18 protein-coding genes are annotated in these 16,931 nt (G+C 72.4%); 4 read left to right on the top strand and 14 right to left on the bottom strand.

Translation table 11 applies throughout. The features are described 5' to 3' along the window. Window positions 1–76: 76 nt before the first annotated feature. Both ACZ7MF_RS01800 and ACZ7MF_RS01795 read left to right on the top strand, forming a co-directional pair. Window positions 77–1,369, top strand: a complete 1,293-nt coding sequence (locus ACZ7MF_RS01800; RefSeq protein WP_471473929.1) for a 3-oxoacyl-ACP reductase — start codon at window positions 77–79, stop codon at window positions 1,367–1,369. Beyond that, a complete protein-coding gene (locus ACZ7MF_RS01795) occupies window positions 1,369–2,241 on the top strand; it encodes a MaoC family dehydratase (RefSeq protein ID WP_471473927.1) in 873 nt (290 codons plus the stop codon). The genes ACZ7MF_RS01800 and ACZ7MF_RS01795 overlap by 1 nt, the downstream gene beginning before the upstream one ends. Here the strand turns inward: ACZ7MF_RS01795 and ACZ7MF_RS01790 are convergent. The 11 genes from ACZ7MF_RS01790 to ACZ7MF_RS01740 all read right to left on the bottom strand — a co-directional run bounded on the left by ACZ7MF_RS01790 (window position 2,226) and on the right by ACZ7MF_RS01740 (window position 11,206). Beyond that, window positions 2,226–2,915, bottom strand: a complete 690-nt coding sequence (locus ACZ7MF_RS01790) for a TetR/AcrR family transcriptional regulator (protein WP_471473926.1) — start codon at window positions 2,913–2,915, stop codon at window positions 2,226–2,228. The genes ACZ7MF_RS01795 and ACZ7MF_RS01790 overlap by 16 nt on opposite strands. A gap of 71 nt (window positions 2,916–2,986) precedes the next feature. Continuing rightward, the gene (locus tag ACZ7MF_RS01785) at window positions 2,987–4,309 is read right to left on the bottom strand and encodes a dicarboxylate/amino acid:cation symporter (protein ID WP_471473925.1); all 1,323 of its coding nucleotides are present in this window, start codon (window positions 4,307–4,309) and stop codon (window positions 2,987–2,989) included. A gap of 71 nt (window positions 4,310–4,380) precedes the next feature. Continuing rightward, a complete protein-coding gene (locus tag ACZ7MF_RS01780; protein WP_309546884.1) occupies window positions 4,381–4,482 on the bottom strand; it encodes a putative leader peptide in 102 nt (33 codons plus the stop codon). A gap of 140 nt (window positions 4,483–4,622) precedes the next feature. Continuing rightward, window positions 4,623–4,922: a DUF4229 domain-containing protein gene (locus ACZ7MF_RS01775; protein WP_104632392.1), complete on the bottom strand. Its 300-nt coding sequence runs from the start codon at window positions 4,920–4,922 to the stop codon at window positions 4,623–4,625. 100 nt (window positions 4,923–5,022) lie between these two features. Then, window positions 5,023–5,547: a GNAT family N-acetyltransferase gene (locus ACZ7MF_RS01770; protein WP_356855475.1), complete on the bottom strand. Its 525-nt coding sequence runs from the start codon at window positions 5,545–5,547 to the stop codon at window positions 5,023–5,025. Window positions 5,548–5,563: 16 nt separating this feature from the next. Further along, complete coding sequence (locus ACZ7MF_RS01765; RefSeq protein ID WP_471473923.1) at window positions 5,564–6,202, bottom strand: UdgX family uracil-DNA binding protein; 639 nt, start codon at window positions 6,200–6,202, stop codon at window positions 5,564–5,566. Window positions 6,203–6,406: 204 nt separating this feature from the next. Next, window positions 6,407–7,570: an aminofutalosine synthase MqnE gene (gene mqnE / locus ACZ7MF_RS01760; protein ID WP_471473922.1), complete on the bottom strand. Its 1,164-nt coding sequence runs from the start codon at window positions 7,568–7,570 to the stop codon at window positions 6,407–6,409. 44 nt (window positions 7,571–7,614) lie between these two features. Then, window positions 7,615–8,073 (bottom strand): Lrp/AsnC family transcriptional regulator, encoded by a 459-nt coding sequence (locus ACZ7MF_RS01755; protein ID WP_007443788.1) that lies wholly within the window; start codon window positions 8,071–8,073, stop codon window positions 7,615–7,617. Between the two features lie 67 nt (window positions 8,074–8,140). Further along, entirely contained in the window at window positions 8,141–8,791 is a 651-nt protein-coding gene (locus ACZ7MF_RS01750; RefSeq protein ID WP_471475167.1) for a UbiX family flavin prenyltransferase, read from the bottom strand. Window positions 8,792–8,846: 55 nt separating this feature from the next. Then, on the bottom strand, window positions 8,847–9,752 hold the full coding sequence (gene mqnP / locus ACZ7MF_RS01745; RefSeq protein ID WP_471473921.1) for a menaquinone biosynthesis prenyltransferase MqnP: 906 nt from the start codon (window positions 9,750–9,752) through the stop codon (window positions 8,847–8,849). Next, on the bottom strand, window positions 9,749–11,206 hold the full coding sequence (locus ACZ7MF_RS01740; RefSeq protein ID WP_471473919.1) for a menaquinone biosynthesis decarboxylase: 1,458 nt from the start codon (window positions 11,204–11,206) through the stop codon (window positions 9,749–9,751). The genes mqnP and ACZ7MF_RS01740 overlap by 4 nt, the downstream gene beginning before the upstream one ends. Window positions 11,207–11,294: 88 nt before the next feature. Here ACZ7MF_RS01740 and ACZ7MF_RS01735 point away from each other — a divergent pair, with 88 nt between their 5' ends. Then, the gene (locus ACZ7MF_RS01735; protein WP_471473918.1) at window positions 11,295–11,603 is read left to right on the top strand and encodes a PLD nuclease N-terminal domain-containing protein; all 309 of its coding nucleotides are present in this window, start codon (window positions 11,295–11,297) and stop codon (window positions 11,601–11,603) included. On the opposite strand, the gene ACZ7MF_RS01730 is transcribed toward ACZ7MF_RS01735, so the two are convergent. The 3 genes from ACZ7MF_RS01730 to ACZ7MF_RS01720 all read right to left on the bottom strand — a co-directional run bounded on the left by ACZ7MF_RS01730 (window position 11,600) and on the right by ACZ7MF_RS01720 (window position 15,808). After that, window positions 11,600–13,438, bottom strand: coding sequence for a serine/threonine-protein kinase (locus ACZ7MF_RS01730; RefSeq protein WP_471473917.1), 1,839 nt, complete (start codon window positions 13,436–13,438; stop codon window positions 11,600–11,602). The genes ACZ7MF_RS01735 and ACZ7MF_RS01730 overlap by 4 nt on opposite strands. Window positions 13,439–13,566: 128 nt before the next feature. After that, a complete protein-coding gene (locus ACZ7MF_RS01725) occupies window positions 13,567–15,342 on the bottom strand; it encodes a protein kinase domain-containing protein (RefSeq protein ID WP_471473915.1) in 1,776 nt (591 codons plus the stop codon). 58 nt (window positions 15,343–15,400) lie between these two features. After that, a complete protein-coding gene (locus ACZ7MF_RS01720) occupies window positions 15,401–15,808 on the bottom strand; it encodes a VOC family protein (protein WP_471475166.1) in 408 nt (135 codons plus the stop codon). Window positions 15,809–15,910: 102 nt separating this feature from the next. On the opposite strand from ACZ7MF_RS01720, the gene ACZ7MF_RS01715 reads away from it, so the two are divergent. After that, a complete protein-coding gene (locus ACZ7MF_RS01715) occupies window positions 15,911–16,918 on the top strand; it encodes a helix-turn-helix transcriptional regulator (RefSeq protein WP_471473914.1) in 1,008 nt (335 codons plus the stop codon). The last annotated feature ends 13 nt before the right edge of the window (window positions 16,919–16,931 follow it).

Genomic DNA, 16,931 nt, shown 5'->3' with positions numbered 1-16,931 from the left:
TCTGCGTAGGACTGCCTCGAAGCCCCCGAAGCCCCCGAAGACCTCTGGACCCGTCGCAACCGCCTGGGAGACAGACATGGCCGACCGCTATCTCAGCTTCACCGGCACCGCACCCGGCCGTTTCCTCACCCGCCGGCTGGGCCTGCCGCAGCCCGCGGCCCTGCGGCGGGACGCGCTCGACGGCGGCCTGCTGCACCTCACCGCCGGCAAGCCGGAGCTCGACCTCGCACCCGTCCTGGCCCGCACCGGCCTGCCCCGGGACGAGGACGGCCGGCCCGCCGCCGCCGTCCTCGACGCCACCGGCGTACGGGACGTCGACGCGCTGGCCGAGGTGCACGCCGCGCTGCACCCCGTCGTACGGTCCGTCGCCGCGAGCGGCCGTGTGGTGGTGCTCGGTGCCCCGCTCGACCCGGCCGACCACCACCAGGCCGCCGTCCAGCAGGCGTTGGAGGGGTTCACGCGCTCGCTCGGCAAGGAGATCGGACGGGGCAGGACGGTCAATCTCGTACGGCTCACCGACGCGGCGCCCGCCGAGTCCACCCTCCGCTTCCTCCTCTCCCCCGCCTCCGCCTACGTCAGCGGCCAGGTGATCGAGGTCGGGACGGCGGGCGGGGGCGCCGCCCCCGACGACTGGGCGCTGCCGCTCGCCGGACGCACCGCCCTGGTCACCGGCGCCGCCCGCGGCATCGGCGCGGCGGTCGCCGAGACGCTGGCCGGGCAGGGCGCCCAGGTCGTCGTCCTCGACGTGCCGCAGGCCGAGGAGGCGGCACGCCGGGCCGCCGAACGCCTCGGGGGCACCGCCCTCGCGCTGGACATCACCGCGGCGGACGCGGGCGAGCGCATCGCCGCCGCGCTGCCCGGCGGGCTCGACGTCCTCATCCACAACGCGGGCATCACCCGCGACCGGCGCCTGGTCAACATGCCGGCCGACCGCTGGAGTTCCGTGCTCGACGTCAACCTCGCGAGTGTCCTGCGCACCACGGACGCGCTGCTCGCGGCGGGCGCCGTCAACCGGGGCGGCAGGATCGTGGCGACGGCCTCCATCGCGGGCCTCGCGGGCAACGCGGGGCAGACCAACTACGGCGCGAGCAAGGCGGGGATCGTCGGGCTGGTCCGCTCGCTGGCGCCCCGCGCCCTCGACGATCACGGGGTGACGGTGAACGCGGTGGCGCCGGGGTTCATCGAGACGAGGATGACGGCGGCGGTCCCGCTCCTCATCCGCGAGGCCGGCCGCCGTATGAACTCCCTCGCCCAGGGCGGCCTGCCCGTCGACGTCGCCGAGACGACCGCCTGGCTCGCGCACCCGGCCTCCGGCGCGGTCAACGGGCAGGTCGTACGGGTCTGCGGCCAGAGCCTGCTGGGGGCGTGATGACCACCGCGGCCCCGACCCCCAGCACCCTGACCGGCGTCCCCGCCCTGGCCCCGCTCCTCGCGCGCGGCGCGCTGCTGTCGCCCCTCAAGCGCCCCCGCCCGGACGCGGACTTCCCCCGCACCCGGCTGGTCCTGCCCGGCCTGCGCGTCGACCTCGCGCGGCTCGCGGCGTACGAGCGGGTGTGCGGGTTCGCGACCGGCGCGGACGCCCTTCCCGTGACCTATCCGCACGTGCTGGGCTTCCCGATGGCCATGCGTCTGATGAGCGGCCGGGGTTTCCCGCTGCCCCTGCTCGGTCTCGTCCACACGTCCATCGGCATCACCCGCCGGGCCGCCATGCCCGCGACCACCGGGTACGAACTCACCGTGTACGTCGAGGGGCTGGCCGCGCACCGGCGCGGCACCGAGGCGACGGTCGTCACGGAGGTCCGCACGGGCACGACCCTCGTGTGGGAGTCCCGCAGCACCTACCTGGCCCGGCACCGCACCACCGCCCGGCCCTCCGCCGGGGAGACTCCCTCGGCCGACCGCGAGCCCCTCCCCGTACGCGCCGAGTGGCGACTCGCCGGTGACGTCGGACGCCGCTACGCCGCCGCCTCCGGGGACCGCAACCCTATCCACCTGCACCCGCTCACCGCCCGCCTGTTCGGCTTCCCGCGGGCCATCGCGCACGGCATGTGGACCGTGGCCCGGTGCCTCGCCGAGCACGGGACGCCGGACGCGGCCGTGGTACGGGCGGAGTTCCGGGCGCCCGTGCTGCTGCCGGGGGCGGTGACGTACGGGGCCGGGGACGGGCGGTTCGAACTGCGCGGCGCCCGGGAAGGGCGGCTGCACGTGTCCGGCGAGGTCGGGCCCTACCCCGCGGCCTGAGCCACCGGCGCGGGATCCGCCACCGGTCCGGGCTCCTCGGGCGCGGACCACGGCCGTCCCGCCATCAGGTCTCCCAGGCCGGCCCAGGCGAAGTTCATCAGGGTCGCCGCCGCCTGCTTCGCGGTGACGCCCTCGGTGGCGCCCGCCCAGTCGGCGAGCGACTCCGCGGCCCCGACCAGCGCCTCGGCCAGCCCGGCGACCTCGCCCTCGGCCAGGTGCGGGTCGCGGTGCGCGTCCCGCGCCGCGGCGGCGATCAGCTGCGTCACGAAGGCGACGATGTCCTCGCGCATCACCGCCACCTCGGCGGCGAACCGCTCGCCGTGCGTACGGGCGTGCAGGTGCAGCACCCGCCAGGCGTCCGGGTGGTGCGCGGTGTGGGTGAAGAACGCCCGCAGTCCCGACCAGAGTTGCCCGTCGGCGGGCAGCCCCGGACGCACGCCGGCCCGCACCGCCTCGGTGAGGGCGCGGGCCTCGCGGTCGATGCAGGCGCTGAAGAGGTCGTCCTTCGAGTTCAGGTACAGGTACACCAGCGGCTTGGACACGCCCGCCAGTTCGGCGATCTCGTCCATCGACGCCGCCATGTACCCGCGCCGGCCGAAGACGCTCACGGCGGCGTCCAGCATCTGCTGCTCACGGACCGCACGCGGCATCCGCTTGGTCTTCCCTGCACCCATGCGAATCAGCGTACGGTCCGTGCGGCGGTGTTCAGGACGTCAGCGCGACGCCGACACCTCGATCACGGCGGTCAGGCGGCGACCGGAACCGGTTCCGACGCCTGCTTCTCCCGCTCCGGCTCGTCGATCGGCGAGGCGTGCGCCTCGTCGTAGGCCTTGCGGTCGAGGATTCCCTCGCGGGCCGAGACGATCACCGGCACGAGGGCCTGGCCCGCGACGTTCGTCGCCGTCCGCATCATGTCCAGGATCGGGTCGATGGCGAGGAGGAGGCCGACGCCCTCCATGGGCAGGCCCAGGGTGGAGAGGGTCAGGGTGAGCATGACCGTGGCGCCGGTGAGGCCGGCCGTGGCGGCGGAGCCGACCACCGAGACGAAGGCGATCAGCAGGTAGTCGCCGACGCCCAGCTGGATGTCGAAGATCTGCGCGACGAAGATCGCGGCGATCGCCGGGTAGATCGCGGCGCAGCCGTCCATCTTGGTCGTCGCGCCGAACGGCACGGCGAAGGACGCGTACTCCTTCGGGACGCCGAGGCGCTCGGTGACCTTCTGGGTCAGCGGCATGGTGCCGACGGAGGAGCGGGAGACGAAGGCCAGCTGGATGGCGGGCCAGGCGCCCTTGAAGAACTGGAGCGGGCTGGCCTTGGCCACGGTGGCGAGCAGCGTCGGGTAGACCACGAACATCACGAGGGCGCAGCCGACGTAGATGTCGGCGGTGAAGGTGGCGTACTTGCCGATGAGGTCCCAGCCGTAGGTGGCGATGGCATTGCCGATGAGGCCGACGGTGCCGAGCGGGGCGAGGCGGATGACCCACCACAGGGCCTTCTGGAGGAGTTCGAGGATCGACTCGCTCAGGTTGAGGATCGGCTGGGCCTTCTCGCCGAGCTGGAGGGCGGCGATGCCGGCGACGGCGGCCATGAAGACGATCTGGAGGACGTTCAGCTCGGTGAACGGCGTGATGACGTCGGTCGGCACGATGCCGGTCAGGAAGTCGATCCAGGAACCGGTGTGTTCGGGCTTCGCGCCGTCGGCCGGGGTGAGGCCGGTGCCGGAACCCGGGTTGGTGACGAGGCCGATGACGAGGCCGATGGCCACCGCGATCAGCGACGTGATCATGAACCAGAGGAGGGTGCGGGACGCCAGGCGGGCCGCGTTGTTGACCTTCCGCAGGTTGGTGATCGAGACGAGGATCGCGAAGAAGACGAGCGGTGCGACGGCCAGCTTCAGCAGGCCGATGAAGGTGTCACCGACCTTCTCCAGGGTGGTGACCAGCCACGATATGTCCTGGCTGCGGGCCAGCCAGCCCAGCAGGACGCCGAGGACGAGACCGGCGAGTATCTGGGCCCAGAAGGGCACCTTGAGGTACTTCGTGAAAGAAGAGGGTGAAGACACGGACATGCTCCGTAGGGGGACGGGACGCGGGATGGGATGCGCTGAGCTGACGTGGGGACGACTGGTGAGGGGGAACGTCAGGGGCGACAGTTCGCGGACGCGCACCGGCAGAGGTCCACGTGCAGGCGCGCCACGAGCGCGAGGCGCTGTGGTGTGGTGGGCGCGGCTGCTTGCTTCATGCGCACGACTTTAACACCCATGCTTTGAGACACTCAAAGCCATACTTTGAGAGGCAGGAGTGCACTACTGCCCGCAAAACGCAAAGCGCCCCGGTTTCCGGTGAATTCGGAAGCCGGGGCGTGCGGGTGCGTGACGGACGTTACGAGGTCTGGCCCTGGGCGCGGGCCGTGTCGTCGGCGCTGTCCTCCTGGCCGCGGTTGGCCTCCAGGTTGGCCTTCATGCGGTCCACCCGGCCCACGACCTGGACCGAGGCCCGGTCCCGCTCCTTGCGCAGCGCGACGTAGCTGATGGGGGCGGAGATCAGCAGGGAGAGCAGGAGGATCCACATGCCGTTGGAGTCGCCGAGGCCGCGCGGGAACACTCCGGCGTAGACGAGCCCCCAGACGACCACGAGGCAGCCTGCGAAGATCCCGAGGCGCATCAGCGTGTAGCGGAGCATCTCAATCCACTCTTCCGTTTCTGGCACAAAGAGGCACTGTCCAGTGAAACATGCCGGGCCGTCGATCTTGCACGGGGGTCGGCCGGGCAGCGGCCGGGGGTCAGGCCAGGGGCAGCAGCAGGAAGACGTCGTCCCGGTCGTCGCCGGGGGCGACCCGGATCGCGCCGGGGACCCGGCCGACCTCCTTGTAGCCGCAGGACTCGTAGAACCGCTCCAGGCCGAGCCCGCCGCGGCAGGTGAGGCGTATCGCCTCGATGCCGTCGCAGGTGCGGGCGGCGTCCGCGGCGGCGGCCATCAGGTCCCGGCCGTAGCCGCGGCCCTGGTGGCGCGGGTGGACCATGACCGTGTAGAGCCAGAGCCAGTGCTTCATCAGCCGGTGCGTGTTGAGGGCGAGGAACGCGGTGGCGGCCACCCTGCCCTCCTCGTCGTGTCCGACGAGGAGGCGGGTACGCCCCTCGGCCATGCCCGTCAGGTGCTTGAGCAGCTCGGGGCGGACGTCCTCGCGCGTCACCGGCGGCACGAAGCCCACGGAGCCGCCGGCGTTGGAGACGTCGGTCCACAGGTCGAGGACGCCGTCACGGAGGTCGGGGGTGACGGCCGGATCGAAAGTGAAAGTAAGGGACACCGAGCCATAGTAGCTATTACGCGAGTGCTCGTGCGGCGACTTTCAGGTCCGAGAGCAGTCCCCGGTAGGCCGCGTCCCGGTCGTCGGCCCGCAGCACCGCCGAGGGGTGCACGGTCGGCACCAGCCGTTCCGGACGCCCGTGGATCTCCTCCTCCAGCACCGTGCCGCGCACCCGAGTGACCCGGAAGGACGAGCCGAGCAGCGCCTTGCCGGCCGTGGCGCCCAGCACCACGATCAGCTCGGGCTGCACGCGGTCCAGCTCGGCGGCCAGCCAGGGACCGCAGGCGGCCGTCTCGCGCAGGGTGGGCGCCTTGTGGATACGGCGCTTGCGGGGTTCGGCCCGCGTGAACTTGAAGTGCTTGACGGCGTTGGTGACGTACGCGTCCGCCGGGTCGAGGCCGGCTTCCGCCAGCGCCCGGTCGAGGAGGTGTCCGGCGGGGCCGACGAAGGGCTTGCCCTGCCGGTCCTCCTGGTCGCCGGGCTGCTCGCCGACGAGCATGACGCGGGCGGACGCCTTGCCGGCGCCGAAGACGGTCTGGGTGGCGGCCCTGTGCAGGGGGCAGCCGTGGCAGTCGGCCGCCGCACGGCGCAGGGCAGGGAGGCCGCCGCGGTCCGGAACGAAGGGCTGTGCGGTGTAGTCGTCCTCGGTGGCCATGGAACGCGGGTACCCGCCGTAGGGGTACGGACCCGTGCCGGGTGCGGGTGGTCTGTGGCTGGTCGCGCAGTTCCCCGCGCCCCTGAGGGCATGCACTCACGTTGCCTGAACAGCGCCGGGCACTGTTCCGACTCAGGGGCGCGGGGAACTGCGCAAGCGACCACCCACCGGCCCGCACCCGGCGGACAACCGAACCGCCCCTTGTCACACCCGCATCGGCTGCGGCGACTCCCTACGCGCCGCGTCGGGACCCTCGTACTCCCGGAGGATCTCGTACCGCGTGTTCCGCTCGACCGGCCGGAACCCGGCGTCGCGGATCAGGTCGAGCAGATCCTCCCGCGTCAGCTTGTTCGGCGTGCCGAAGTCGTCCGCGTCGTGCGTGATCTTGTACTCGACGACCGAGCCGTCCATGTCGTCCGCGCCGTGCTGGAGGGCGAGCTGGGCGGTCTGGACGCCGTGCATGACCCAGAAGACCTTGACGTGCGGGACGTTGTCGAAGAGCAGGCGCGAGACCGCGAAGGTCTTCAGCGCCTCCGCGCCGGTCGCCATCTGCGTCCGCGCCTGGAGGCGGTTCCTGACCTTGCCGTCCTTCATGTCCACGAAGTCGTGCTGGTAGCGCAGCGGGATGAAGACCTGGAAGCCGCCCGTCTCGTCCTGCAGCTCACGCAGGCGCAGCACGTGGTCCACGCGGTGGCGGGGCTCCTCGATGTGGCCGTAGAGCATGGTGCACGGGGTCTTCAGGCCCTTCTCGTGGGCCAGGCGGTGGATGCGGGACCAGTCCTCCCAGTGGGTGCGGTGGTCGACGATGTGCTGCCGCACCTCCCAGTCGAAGATCTCCGCGCCGCCGCCGGTCAGGGACTCCAGACCGGCGTCGATCAGCTCGTCCAGGATGTCGGAGGCGGACATCCCGGAGATGGTCTCGAAGTGGTGGATCTCGGTGGCCGTGAAGGCCTTGAGCGAGACGTCCGGCAGCGCGGCCTTCAGTTCCCTGAGCGAGCGCGGGTAGTAGCGCCACGGCAGGTTGGGGTGCAGGCCGTTGACGATGTGCAGCTCGGTGAGGTTCTCGCCCTCCATCGCCTTGGCGAGCTTCACCGCCTCCTCGATGCGCATCGTGTACGCGTCCTTCTCCCCCGGCTTGCGCTGGAAGGAGCAGTACGCGCAGGAGGCGGTGCACACGTTGGTCATGTTGAGGTGGCGGTTGACGTTGAAGTGGACGACGTCGCCGTTCTTCCGCGTCCGCACCTCGTGTGCGAGGCCGCCGAGCCAGGCGAGATCGTCCGACTCGTACAGCGCGATGCCGTCCTCGCGGGTCAGCCGCTCACCGGAGCGGACCTTCTGCTCCAGCTCGCGCTTGAGCCCGGCGTCCATGCGATACCTCTTTCTGAGACAGACGGGTCAACCGTACGCCCCGGTTACTGGACCTCTTCGGGCAGCTCGCCCACCCGGTTCTCCCACTTGGTGGAGAGAACGATGGTGGTACGGGTCCGGGACACGCCCTTGGTGCCCGACAGGCGCCGGATGATGCTCTCCAGGCCGTCCACGTCGGCGGCGCGCACCTTGAGCATGTAGGAGTCGTCGCCGGCGATGAACCAGCAGTCCTCGATCTCCCGCAGCTCCTTGAGGCGCTGCGCCACGTCCTCGTGGTCGGCGGCGTCGGAGAGCGAGACGCCGATCAGGGCGGTGACGCCGAGGCCGAGGGAGGCGGCGTCGACGGTGGCCCGGTATCCGGTGATGACTCCGGCCGCCTCCAGCCGGTTGATGCGGTCGGTGACGCTGGGTCCCGAGAGTCCGACGAGGCGCCCCAGCTCCGCGTAGGAGGCCCGGCCGTTCTCTCTCAGGGCCTGGATGAGCTGCCTGTCCACCGCGTCCATGCGATCGAAGCCTTCCACTGAAGAGTTCTGAAGATGTGGGTAACAAACGTGTGGGGGGAGTTGGTGCTCAGCCGGTGGGGCGGGCCCCGCCGAGGTCGCCGCGCCAGCGGCGGTAGAGGTCGTGTCCGACGCCCGCCGCGTCGAGGACGCGTCCGGCGACGAAGTCCACCAGGTCCTGGATGTGCGTCGCCCCCGCGTAGAAGGCCGGGGAGGCGGGCACCACGCTCGCGCCGGCGTCGTCCAGGGTCACCAGGTGCCGCAGGGTCCGGCCGTCCAGGGGGGTCTCCCGTACGGCGACGACGAGCCTGCGGCGCTCCTTGAGGGTCACGCTCGCGGTGCGCTGGAGCAGGTCCTTGGACAGCCCGAGCGCGACACCGGCCACGCAGGCCGTGGACGCGGGCACGATCAGCATGCCCTTCGTCGGGTACGACCCCGAGGACGGCCCGGCCGCGAGGTCGCCCGCGCTCCAGTGCCGTACGCCGGAGACGTCCGCGTCGAACGTGTCCGGCTTGCCGTCGGCTCCGCGGGCCAGCCACTCTCGCAGGTCGTGCTGCCAGTGGGCGTCGCGGAAGGAGATGCCGGTCTCGTCGAGCAGGGTGAGCCGCGAGGCCCGGCTGACTACCAGGTCGACGCTCTCGCCGGCGGCGAGCAGCGCACGCAGCACGGCGGCGGCGTACGGGGTGCCGGAGGCCCCGGACACCCCCACGATCCAAGGCACGCGCTGCGTCTGTCCTGGCTTCATGATGCCGAGCCTAGTCGCAGGCTCAGGGTTTTCAGACCGTGAGGCCCCGCACGAGCAGATCCAGCAGCGCGCACACGAAGAGTGCGATGCCGATGAAGCCGTTGACGCTGAAGAACGCCCTGTTGAGGCGGGTCAGGTCGGTGGGGCGGACGATGGTGTGCTCGTAGAGGAACGCGCCCGCGACGATCAGCAGGCCGAGCCAGAAGAAGACACCCGCGTCGGTGGCCACGGCGTACCAGACGAACAGGGCCGTGGTGAGCGTGTGGCAGGCGCGGGCGCCCCAGATCGCGGCGGGGATGCCGAAGCGGGCCGGGACGGACTTCACGCCGACCTGCCGGTCGGTCTCGACGTCCTGGCAGGCGTAGATCAGGTCGAAGCCGCCGATCCAGATGCCGACCGCGAGACCGAGGATCACCGCCTCCCAGGACCACTCGCCGGTGATCGCCAGCCAGCCGCCGATGGGGCCCATGGCCTGGGCGAGGCCGAGGATGGCCTGCGGGAAGTTCGTGAACCGCTTGCCGTACGGGTAGACCACCATCGGGATGACGGCAATGGGGGCGAGGGCGAGGCAGAGCGGGTTGAGCAGGGCCGCGGCGCCCAGGAAGACGACGAGGGCGATCAGCGCGCCGGTCCAGGCGTGCTTGACCGACATGGCGCCGGTGACCAGTTCGCGGTGGGCGGTGCGCGGGTTACGGGCGTCGATCTCGCGGTCGATGATCCGGTTGACCGCCATCGCGAAGGTGCGCAGGCCCACCATGGCGACGGTGACCAGGAGCAGCCGGCCCCAGTGGATGTTCTCGTCCCACAGGTACATCGCGGTCAGCGCGGCGATGTAGGCGAAGGGCAGCGCGAACACCGAGTGCTCGATCATCACCAGGCGCAGGAACGCCTTGGTGCGCCCCGGCTGCTGCGGCAGGGCGGCGGAAGCCGACGTCACAGTCCGTACTCCTTCCAGCGGCGGTCGACCTTCGCCGCCGTCTCCGGGTCGGACAGCACCATGTCCGGCCAGCCCCCGTCGCGGGTGTACCCCTCCTCGGGCAGCTTCCGCGTCGCGTCGATGCCCGCCTTGCCGCCCCAGAACTGCTGGTAGGAGGCGTGGTCGAGGTGGTCGACCGGGCCCTCGACGACGGTGAGGTCGCGGCCGTAGTCGGTGTTGCCGAGCGCCCGCCAGGCGACCTCATGCAGGTCGTGGACGTCGCAGTCGGAGTCGACGACGACGATCAGCTTGGTCAGGGACATCATGTGGGCGCCCCAGATGGCGTGCATCACCTTCTGGGCGTGCTTGGGGTACTTCTTGTCGATCGAGACGATCGCGCAGTTGTGGAAGCCGCCGGCCTCGGGGAGGTGGTAGTCCACGATGTCCGGGACGATGATCTTGAGGAGCGGGAGGAAGAAGCGCTCCGTGGCCCGTCCGAGGGGGCCGTCCTCCGTCGGGGGGCGGCCGACGACGATCGACTGGAGCAGCGGGCGCTTGCGCATCGTCACGCAGTCGATCTTCAGGGCGGGGAACGGCTCCTGCGGGGTGTAGAAGCCGGTGTGGTCGCCGAAGGGGCCCTCGGGGAGCATCTCGCCCGGCTCCAGCCAGCCCTCCAGCACCACCTCCGCCTGCGCGGGGACCTGGAGCGGGACCGTCTTGCAGTCGACCATCTCGATCCGCTTGCCCTGCACGAACCCGGCGAAGAGGTACTCGTCGATGTCGCCGGGGAGCGGGGCGGTGGAGGCGTAGGTCACGGCGGGCGGGCAGCCGAAGGCGATGGCGACCGGCAGCCGCTCACCGCGGCGGGCGGCGACCTGGTAGTGGTTGCGGCTGTCCTTGTGGATCTGCCAGTGCATGCCGATGGTGCGCCTGTCGTGGCGCTGGAGGCGGTACAGCCCCAGGTTCCGGATGCCGGTCTCCGGGTCCTTGGTGTGGGTCAGGCCCAGGTTGAAGAAGGAGCCGCCGTCGTCCGGCCAGGTGAACAGGGCCGGGAGGCGGTCCAGGTCCACGTCGTCGCCGGTGAGGACGACCTCCTGGACGGGCGCGCTGCCCGGCTTCACCTTCTTCGGCGGTACGTGCGTCATCGTGCCGAGCTTCCCGAAGGCCTCGCGCACGCCGACGAAGCCCTGGGGCAGCTCGGGGCGGAGCAGCCCGCCGATCTTGTCCGAGATGTCGGAGTACGACTTGAGGCCGAGGGCCTTGAGCAGGCGGCGGTCGGTGCCGAAGACGTTCATCGCGAGGGGCATGTCGGAGCCCTTCACGTTCTCGAAGAGCAACGCGGGCCCGCCCGCCTTGTTCACCCGGTCGACGATCTCCCCGACCTCCAGGTACGGATCCACCTCGGCCTTGATGCGCTTGAGGTCGCCCTCGCGCTCCAGCGTCCTGAGCAGGGAGCGAAGATCGTCGTAAGCCATGCCGTCCAGTATCCCCGAGCGGCTACCCTGGCCCTGTACCTGGGGGCCGTGACGCGTCCCCACCCCCTCGCTTGAGCTGGAGAAGCCCATGCTCCGGGTGCTGATGTTCCTCGTTCCACTGGCCCTGAGCGTCTATGCGTTCATCGACTGCATCAGCACGAAGGACGCGGACATCCGCCACATGCCCAAGCCGCTGTGGGCGATCCTCGTGCTGCTCTTCCCGCTGGTCGGCTCGGTCTCCTGGATCATCGCCGGGAAGAAGCGGCAGCCCGCCGGCTCCTCGCCCTGGCAGGGCGGCGGCGGGCGGCGGCAGTGGGTGGCGCCGGACGACAACCCCGACTTCCTCAAGTCGCTGGAGAAGGACGACGAGCGAGACAAGGACGGGGACAAGGACTAGGACCTGGTCCAGCTCTGGGACGCCGAGCCGGAGCACGCGCGCCGCATGATCATGCCGCTCGGGGAGGCGTGCTCCAGACACAGGTCGTGGCTCGTGAGGACCACGGTGCCGCCCGAACCGAGACGCCACTCCTGGGCGTTGTCCGCGCCGCAGGCCGCGCTGTGCATCGAGCCGTAGCCGGACAGGCAGGTGCCGGACGCCTGGTGGACGATCCGGTACGTGCCGGACGAGACGCCCCGCAGGCTCCAGCGGGCCGTCGCGGCACCGCAGCCACCGCCGGAGACCTGGCCGTACGAAGTGCCGGCGGAGGCGACGAGACACTGGTCGCTAGACGCGTTGAGCAGGGTGAAGCCGCCCGTCGAGGGGGCCTTGGTCTCGGTTCCCGTGCCGGAGGAGGAGTCGCCACCGCCACCGCTGCCACCACCGTCACCACTGCCGCTGCCGCTGTCTGAGTCGTCGGTGCCCGGGCCTGTTCCGGCGCCCGTGTCCCGGCCGCCGTCGCCCTTGCCGTCCTTGCCGTCTTCCGCGTCCGCCGCCCCGGGGGCGGTCGCGGACTCCTTTCCCTCCGGCTTCGGCTTCTTCGAGGAGGAGGCACTGGTGGACGGCGACGGCTTCGCGGACCCGTCGGCGGCGCCCGACGGTGCCGTGGGGGCGGAGACCGTGACGGACGCGGAGGGTCCGGCTTCCGCGGCGTCGCCGGAGTCCGTGACGTGGGGCAGGAGCTGGAAGGCGAGGGTGCCGCCCGCGACGACGGCCACGACGGGGACGAAGACGGGAAGGATGCGACTGCGGCGGCGCTCTTTGCGGGACTTCTCGGGTTTGTGCTCCACGACCGGCTCGGGCGCCTGGTCCGGTTTCGGGTCCGCTGCGGTCGTGGGTGCCGGCGGCGGGAGGTCGCCCGGCTCCGGTGTGCGCGCCGCGAAGGCGGCCCGTTCGGTCAGCCGTTCGGTGACGGCCTCCGGCCACAGCGGCGGCTCGTACGGTCCGTGCCGCTCGGCGCGTTCGACGAGTTCGGCGGCGGTGGGCCGGCCCTCGTGGTCCTTGTCCAGGCAGGACGCGACGACGTCGGCGAGTTCGGGGTCCAGGTCCCGCAGCGGCTGGAGGTCGGGCTCCTCGTGCACGATGCGGTACAGCACGGCGTGCCCGGACTCGTCGCCGAAGGGCGGGCGGCCGGACGCCGCGTACGCGATCACCGAGCCCAGCGCGAAGACGTCGACGACGCCGCTGGACGCCCGCTTCCCGGAGGCCTGCTCGGGCGACATGTAGGCGGGCGTGCCCACCACCATGCCGGTCCTGGTCAACTGGCTCTGGTCGGCGGCCCGGGCGACGCCGAAGTCGATGAGGGTGAGTCCGTCGACGGTCAGCATCACGTTGGACGGCTTCAGGTCCCGGTGGACCATGTCCAGCGCGTGCACCGCCGCGAGTCCGGTGGCGGCCTCCCGCAGGACGAGCCACAGCGCCTCGGCGGGCAGGGGCCCGTGCAGGTCGACGGCCTCGCGCAGGGTGAGGCCGGGGACGTAGGCGGTGGCGAACCACGGCGGCCGGGCCTCCCGGTCCCCCGCGAGCAGCGGCGCCGTCGCCTCCTCGGGCAGCCGGGCGAGGTTGTCCAGCTCGTGCCCGAAACGGCGCAGGAAGTCCTTGTCCTCCCCGGCGACCGACGGCAGCACCTGCTTGACGGCCGCGTACCGGCCCTCGTGGACGCCGAGGTAGACGCGGCCCATGCCGCCTGCCCCCAGCCTGCCCAGCAGCGGGATCGGTCCGATCCGGCGCGGGTCGTCGTCCTCCAACGGCTCGGCACCACTGCCCGTGAGGCCGGATCCGGCTTCCCCGCTCAACTCTCTCCCCGTTCGCAGGCGCCGCGTGCTCCGTGCGGGTGCCGCGGCCACTCATCGGAAGCTACATCTTTAGCACGACCGTCCCAACTACCGCTTCACCGACCGCCGATGAGCTTTCGTCAGCCGGATCACGCGAGCTTCGCGACCCGCTCCGGGCCGAGCGCCCGGTCGAAGGCCCGTACGTCGCGGATGGCGCCGGGGAAGAAGTCGCGGGGCTGCCCGTCGAAGGAGGCCCGGCCGATCATGAAGGCGCCGGTGGCGGGCGCGGGGCCGGTGTCCTCGACGACCGCCTCCTGGGCGCCGTTGACATACAGGTGCAGCTTGCGGGCCGGGCCGTCGCAGACGCCGGTCAGGTGGGTCCAGACGTGCGCTTCGGGAGCGGTACGGCCGACGGCGCGCAGGCCGGGGCGGGCGAAGGCCCAGCCCTGGTCCTCGCTGGAGTACTGGAGGTAGAAGGCGCTGGCGTCTTCGCTGTCCTGGCTGACGGCGGTGGCGAAGACGCCCGGCACGGCGGAGAGGCGGACCCAGGCGGCGACGGTGAAGCTGTGGCCCGCGCCGGTCTGCAGCACCGGACCGGCGGTCACGACCTGGCTGCCGGTCCCGTCGAAGACGGCGCCTCCCCCGGCGCCCTGCCAGGCGACGCCGGTCACGGTGCCGTCGTGCCCGCCCGCGGTGTCCCGCGCGACCCGGCCGGAGGCCTCGTTGAGGGGCCAGAGTCCGACCAGGCCCGGGGGCGGGGAGGGGGCGGACGAGGGTGACGGCGAAGGTGCGGGCGGGGAACCGTCCGCCGGGTCCGGGTCCGCCGGGCGGTTGAGCCAGAAGCCGGTCCCCACGCCGAGGGCGGCGAGCGCGCCCGCGCCGGAGAGCAGGAAGGCCCGTCGGCTCCGGCGGCCGCCGTCCCCGGTCGCCGTCGGGCGTACGTCCGCCGGTGCGGGCGCCGACGGGTACGCCTGCGGACGTGCGGTGTCGACGCGGGTGTGCGGATGCGCCGGGGGTGCCGCGGCCGGCGGGACGATCTGCGTGGGCACGGCGTCCGTGCGGGTCGGACGGGCGGCCGGCGTCCACTGCTGGGCGTGCGGCAGGGCCGTAGCGCTCTCGCCGCCCAGCGGTCCGATGCGGGCGAGGATCTCGCGCGGGGCGGGGCGGTGGGCCGGGTCCTTGGCGAGGCAGTCGGCGATCAGGGAACGCAGGGCCGGGTCGGCGACGGCGGCGACGTCCGGGGCGTTGTGCACGACGCGGTAGAGCAGCGCGGGTGTCGGTCCGGCGCCGAAGGGGCCCGCGCCGGTCGCCGCGAAGGCCAGTACCGCGCCGAGGCAGAACACGTCGCTGGCCCAGGTGACCTCGTCCCCGTTGACCTGCTCCGGGGACATGAAGCCCGGGGAGCCCGCCATGTGCCCGGTGCCGGTGAGGGAGTCGGCGTCGACGCTGCGGACGATGCCGAAGTCGATGACGCGCGGCCCGTCCTCGGCGAGCAGCACGTTGGAGGGCTTGAGGTCGCGGTGGACGAGGTGCGCGGCGTGGATCGACACCAGCGCCTCGGCGAGCCCGGCGGCCAGCGTGATCACCGCCTGCGGGTCGAACGGCCCCCGCTCGGCCACCGCCTGCTCCAGCGACGGCCCGGCGATGTAGCTGGTGACCAGCCAGGGCAGCGGCGCGTCCGGGTCGGCGTCGACTACCGGGGCGGTGAAGGCGCCGCTGACCATCCGGGCCGCCTGGACCTCGCGTCGGAAGCGGTCGCGGAACTCCGGTCGGCGCAGCAGCTCGGCGTGCACCACCTTCACCGCGACGAGCCGCCCTCCCGGGGACCGGCCGAGGAAGACCCGGCCCATGCCGCCCGCACCCAGCCGGCTCAGCAGCCGGTACTCCCCGACGGAGCGCGGGTCGTCCGGCTCCAGCGCTGACACAGATCCCTCCCGGCGTGCGGTCCTCGCCCCTGCGGGCGGGTCCAGCATAGGGGGGCCGTCAGCGGGCGACGTCGGCGAACTTCTCGACGGCGGCCGGGGTGACCGGCGTGAAGAAGTTGACCAGGTTGCCGTCGGGGTCGCGGAAGAGGAGCGCGCGGTTGCCCCAGGGCATGGTGGTGGGTTCCTTGACGAACTCGTCCACGAAGCCGGTCAGGTTCCGGTGCACGGCGTCCACGTCGTCGACGAGGAACTCGATGATCACGCTGCGGTTGTCGGCCGGGCGGGCCGAGCCGGGGGCGAAGAGCGGCACGGTGCGGGTGCTGCCGATGGCGAGCGTCCCGGACGGGGTGCGCAGTTCCGCGAAGTCCTCGGTGGCCCAGGTCGCGCGCAGGCCGGTGGCGCGCTCGTAGAAGCCGACGAGGCGGGCGACGTCGTCGGTGATGACGCGGAGCGAGACGAGGTTCACGGGTCGCATGGGGTGCCTCCTGGGGTCGATCAGTGCTTACGGCCCCACGCTAGGAGCGATACCGGTCACAATCCGGCCGGTATCGACGGCAGACTTACGGGCATGTCACGTCCCGTGTCCCGCGTCCTCACCCTGCTCGAACTGCTCCAGTCCGGCGGGGTGCGCACCGTGGCCGAACTGGCCGACCGGCTCGGCGTCGGCGAGCGCACGGTGCGCCGGTACGTCGACCACCTCGTCGACCTCGACGTCCCGGTGGAGTCGGTGCGCGGCCGTTACGGCGGCTACCGGCTGGCCCCCGGCCACCGCATGCCCCCGCTGATGCTGACCGACGACGAGGCGCTGGCCGTCCTGCTGGGCCTGGTCGCCGCCCGGCGGACGGGGATCACGGCGGCGGCGGGCACGGCGGGCGAGACGGCGTCGGCGAAGGTCCGGCGGGTGCTGCCGGAGCGGCTGCGCCTCCGTCTGGACGCGGTGCTCGACTCGCTCACGTTCACGACCGCGCCGGCCGGGTCCGCCGCCCCGGAGGCCGCCGTCCTGCTCCCGGTCGCCGACGCGGTGCGCCATCACCGTCCGCTGGCGATCCGGTACACCGGCGGCAGGCGCGGGGGCGGGGGCGGGGGCGGGGGCCGCGGGGAACGCACCCTGTACCCGTACGGGCTCGTCGCGCACGCGGGCCGGTGGTACGTGACCGGCCGGGACCTCTCGGTCGGTGCGGAGCGGACGTTCCGCCTCGACCGCATCGACGGCGCGCGGGTCCTGCCCGGCACTTTCGAACCGCCACCGGGGCCCGGTCCGGCGGAGCGCGTGCTCACGGCCCTGGCCACCGCGCCCTACCGGCACGAGGTGACGGTACGGGTCCGGGGGACGGCGGAGGAGATCCGCGCCCTGCTGCCGGGCAGCGTGGCCGTCGTCGCCGATGCAGACGGCGACGGCGACGGATGGTGCCGGGTCGAGATCCGGGCCGAACGCCTCGACTGGCTGCCGGGGCTGCTCGCGTCGCTGGACCGCCCGTTCGTCGTCGAGCGGCCGGACGAGCTGCGCGGTCTCGTCGCGGACCTCGCGGGCCGGCTCATGGACGCGGCCCGGGGCACTCCGCCGCCGCGCGGCTGACGGCGGACGGCTG

This window comes from Streptomyces sp. NPDC111628 (assembly GCF_055635195.1).
The sequence above is the reverse complement of the archived record's forward strand: the minus strand, read 5'-3'. Positions and strand labels throughout refer to the sequence as shown.

Coding starts and splice junctions, on each gene's coding strand:
- ACZ7MF_RS01800 (WP_471473929.1), top strand. CDS start 77: ATGGCCGACCGCTATCTCAGCTTCACCGGCACCGCACCCGGCCGTTTC.
- ACZ7MF_RS01795 (WP_471473927.1), top strand. CDS start 1,369: ATGACCACCGCGGCCCCGACCCCCAGCACCCTGACCGGCGTCCCCGCC.
- ACZ7MF_RS01790 (WP_471473926.1), bottom strand. CDS start 2,915: ATGGGTGCAGGGAAGACCAAGCGGATGCCGCGTGCGGTCCGTGAGCAG.
- ACZ7MF_RS01785 (WP_471473925.1), bottom strand. CDS start 4,309: ATGTCCGTGTCTTCACCCTCTTCTTTCACGAAGTACCTCAAGGTGCCC.
- ACZ7MF_RS01780 (WP_309546884.1), bottom strand. CDS start 4,482: ATGAAGCAAGCAGCCGCGCCCACCACACCACAGCGCCTCGCGCTCGTG.
- ACZ7MF_RS01775 (WP_104632392.1), bottom strand. CDS start 4,922: ATGCTCCGCTACACGCTGATGCGCCTCGGGATCTTCGCAGGCTGCCTC.
- ACZ7MF_RS01765 (WP_471473923.1), bottom strand. CDS start 6,202: ATGGCCACCGAGGACGACTACACCGCACAGCCCTTCGTTCCGGACCGC.
- mqnE (WP_471473922.1), bottom strand. CDS start 7,570: ATGGACGCCGGGCTCAAGCGCGAGCTGGAGCAGAAGGTCCGCTCCGGT.
- ACZ7MF_RS01755 (WP_007443788.1), bottom strand. CDS start 8,073: ATGGACGCGGTGGACAGGCAGCTCATCCAGGCCCTGAGAGAGAACGGC.
- ACZ7MF_RS01740 (WP_471473919.1), bottom strand. CDS start 11,206: ATGGCTTACGACGATCTTCGCTCCCTGCTCAGGACGCTGGAGCGCGAG.
- ACZ7MF_RS01735 (WP_471473918.1), top strand. CDS start 11,295: ATGCTCCGGGTGCTGATGTTCCTCGTTCCACTGGCCCTGAGCGTCTAT.
- ACZ7MF_RS01715 (WP_471473914.1), top strand. CDS start 15,911: ATGTCACGTCCCGTGTCCCGCGTCCTCACCCTGCTCGAACTGCTCCAG.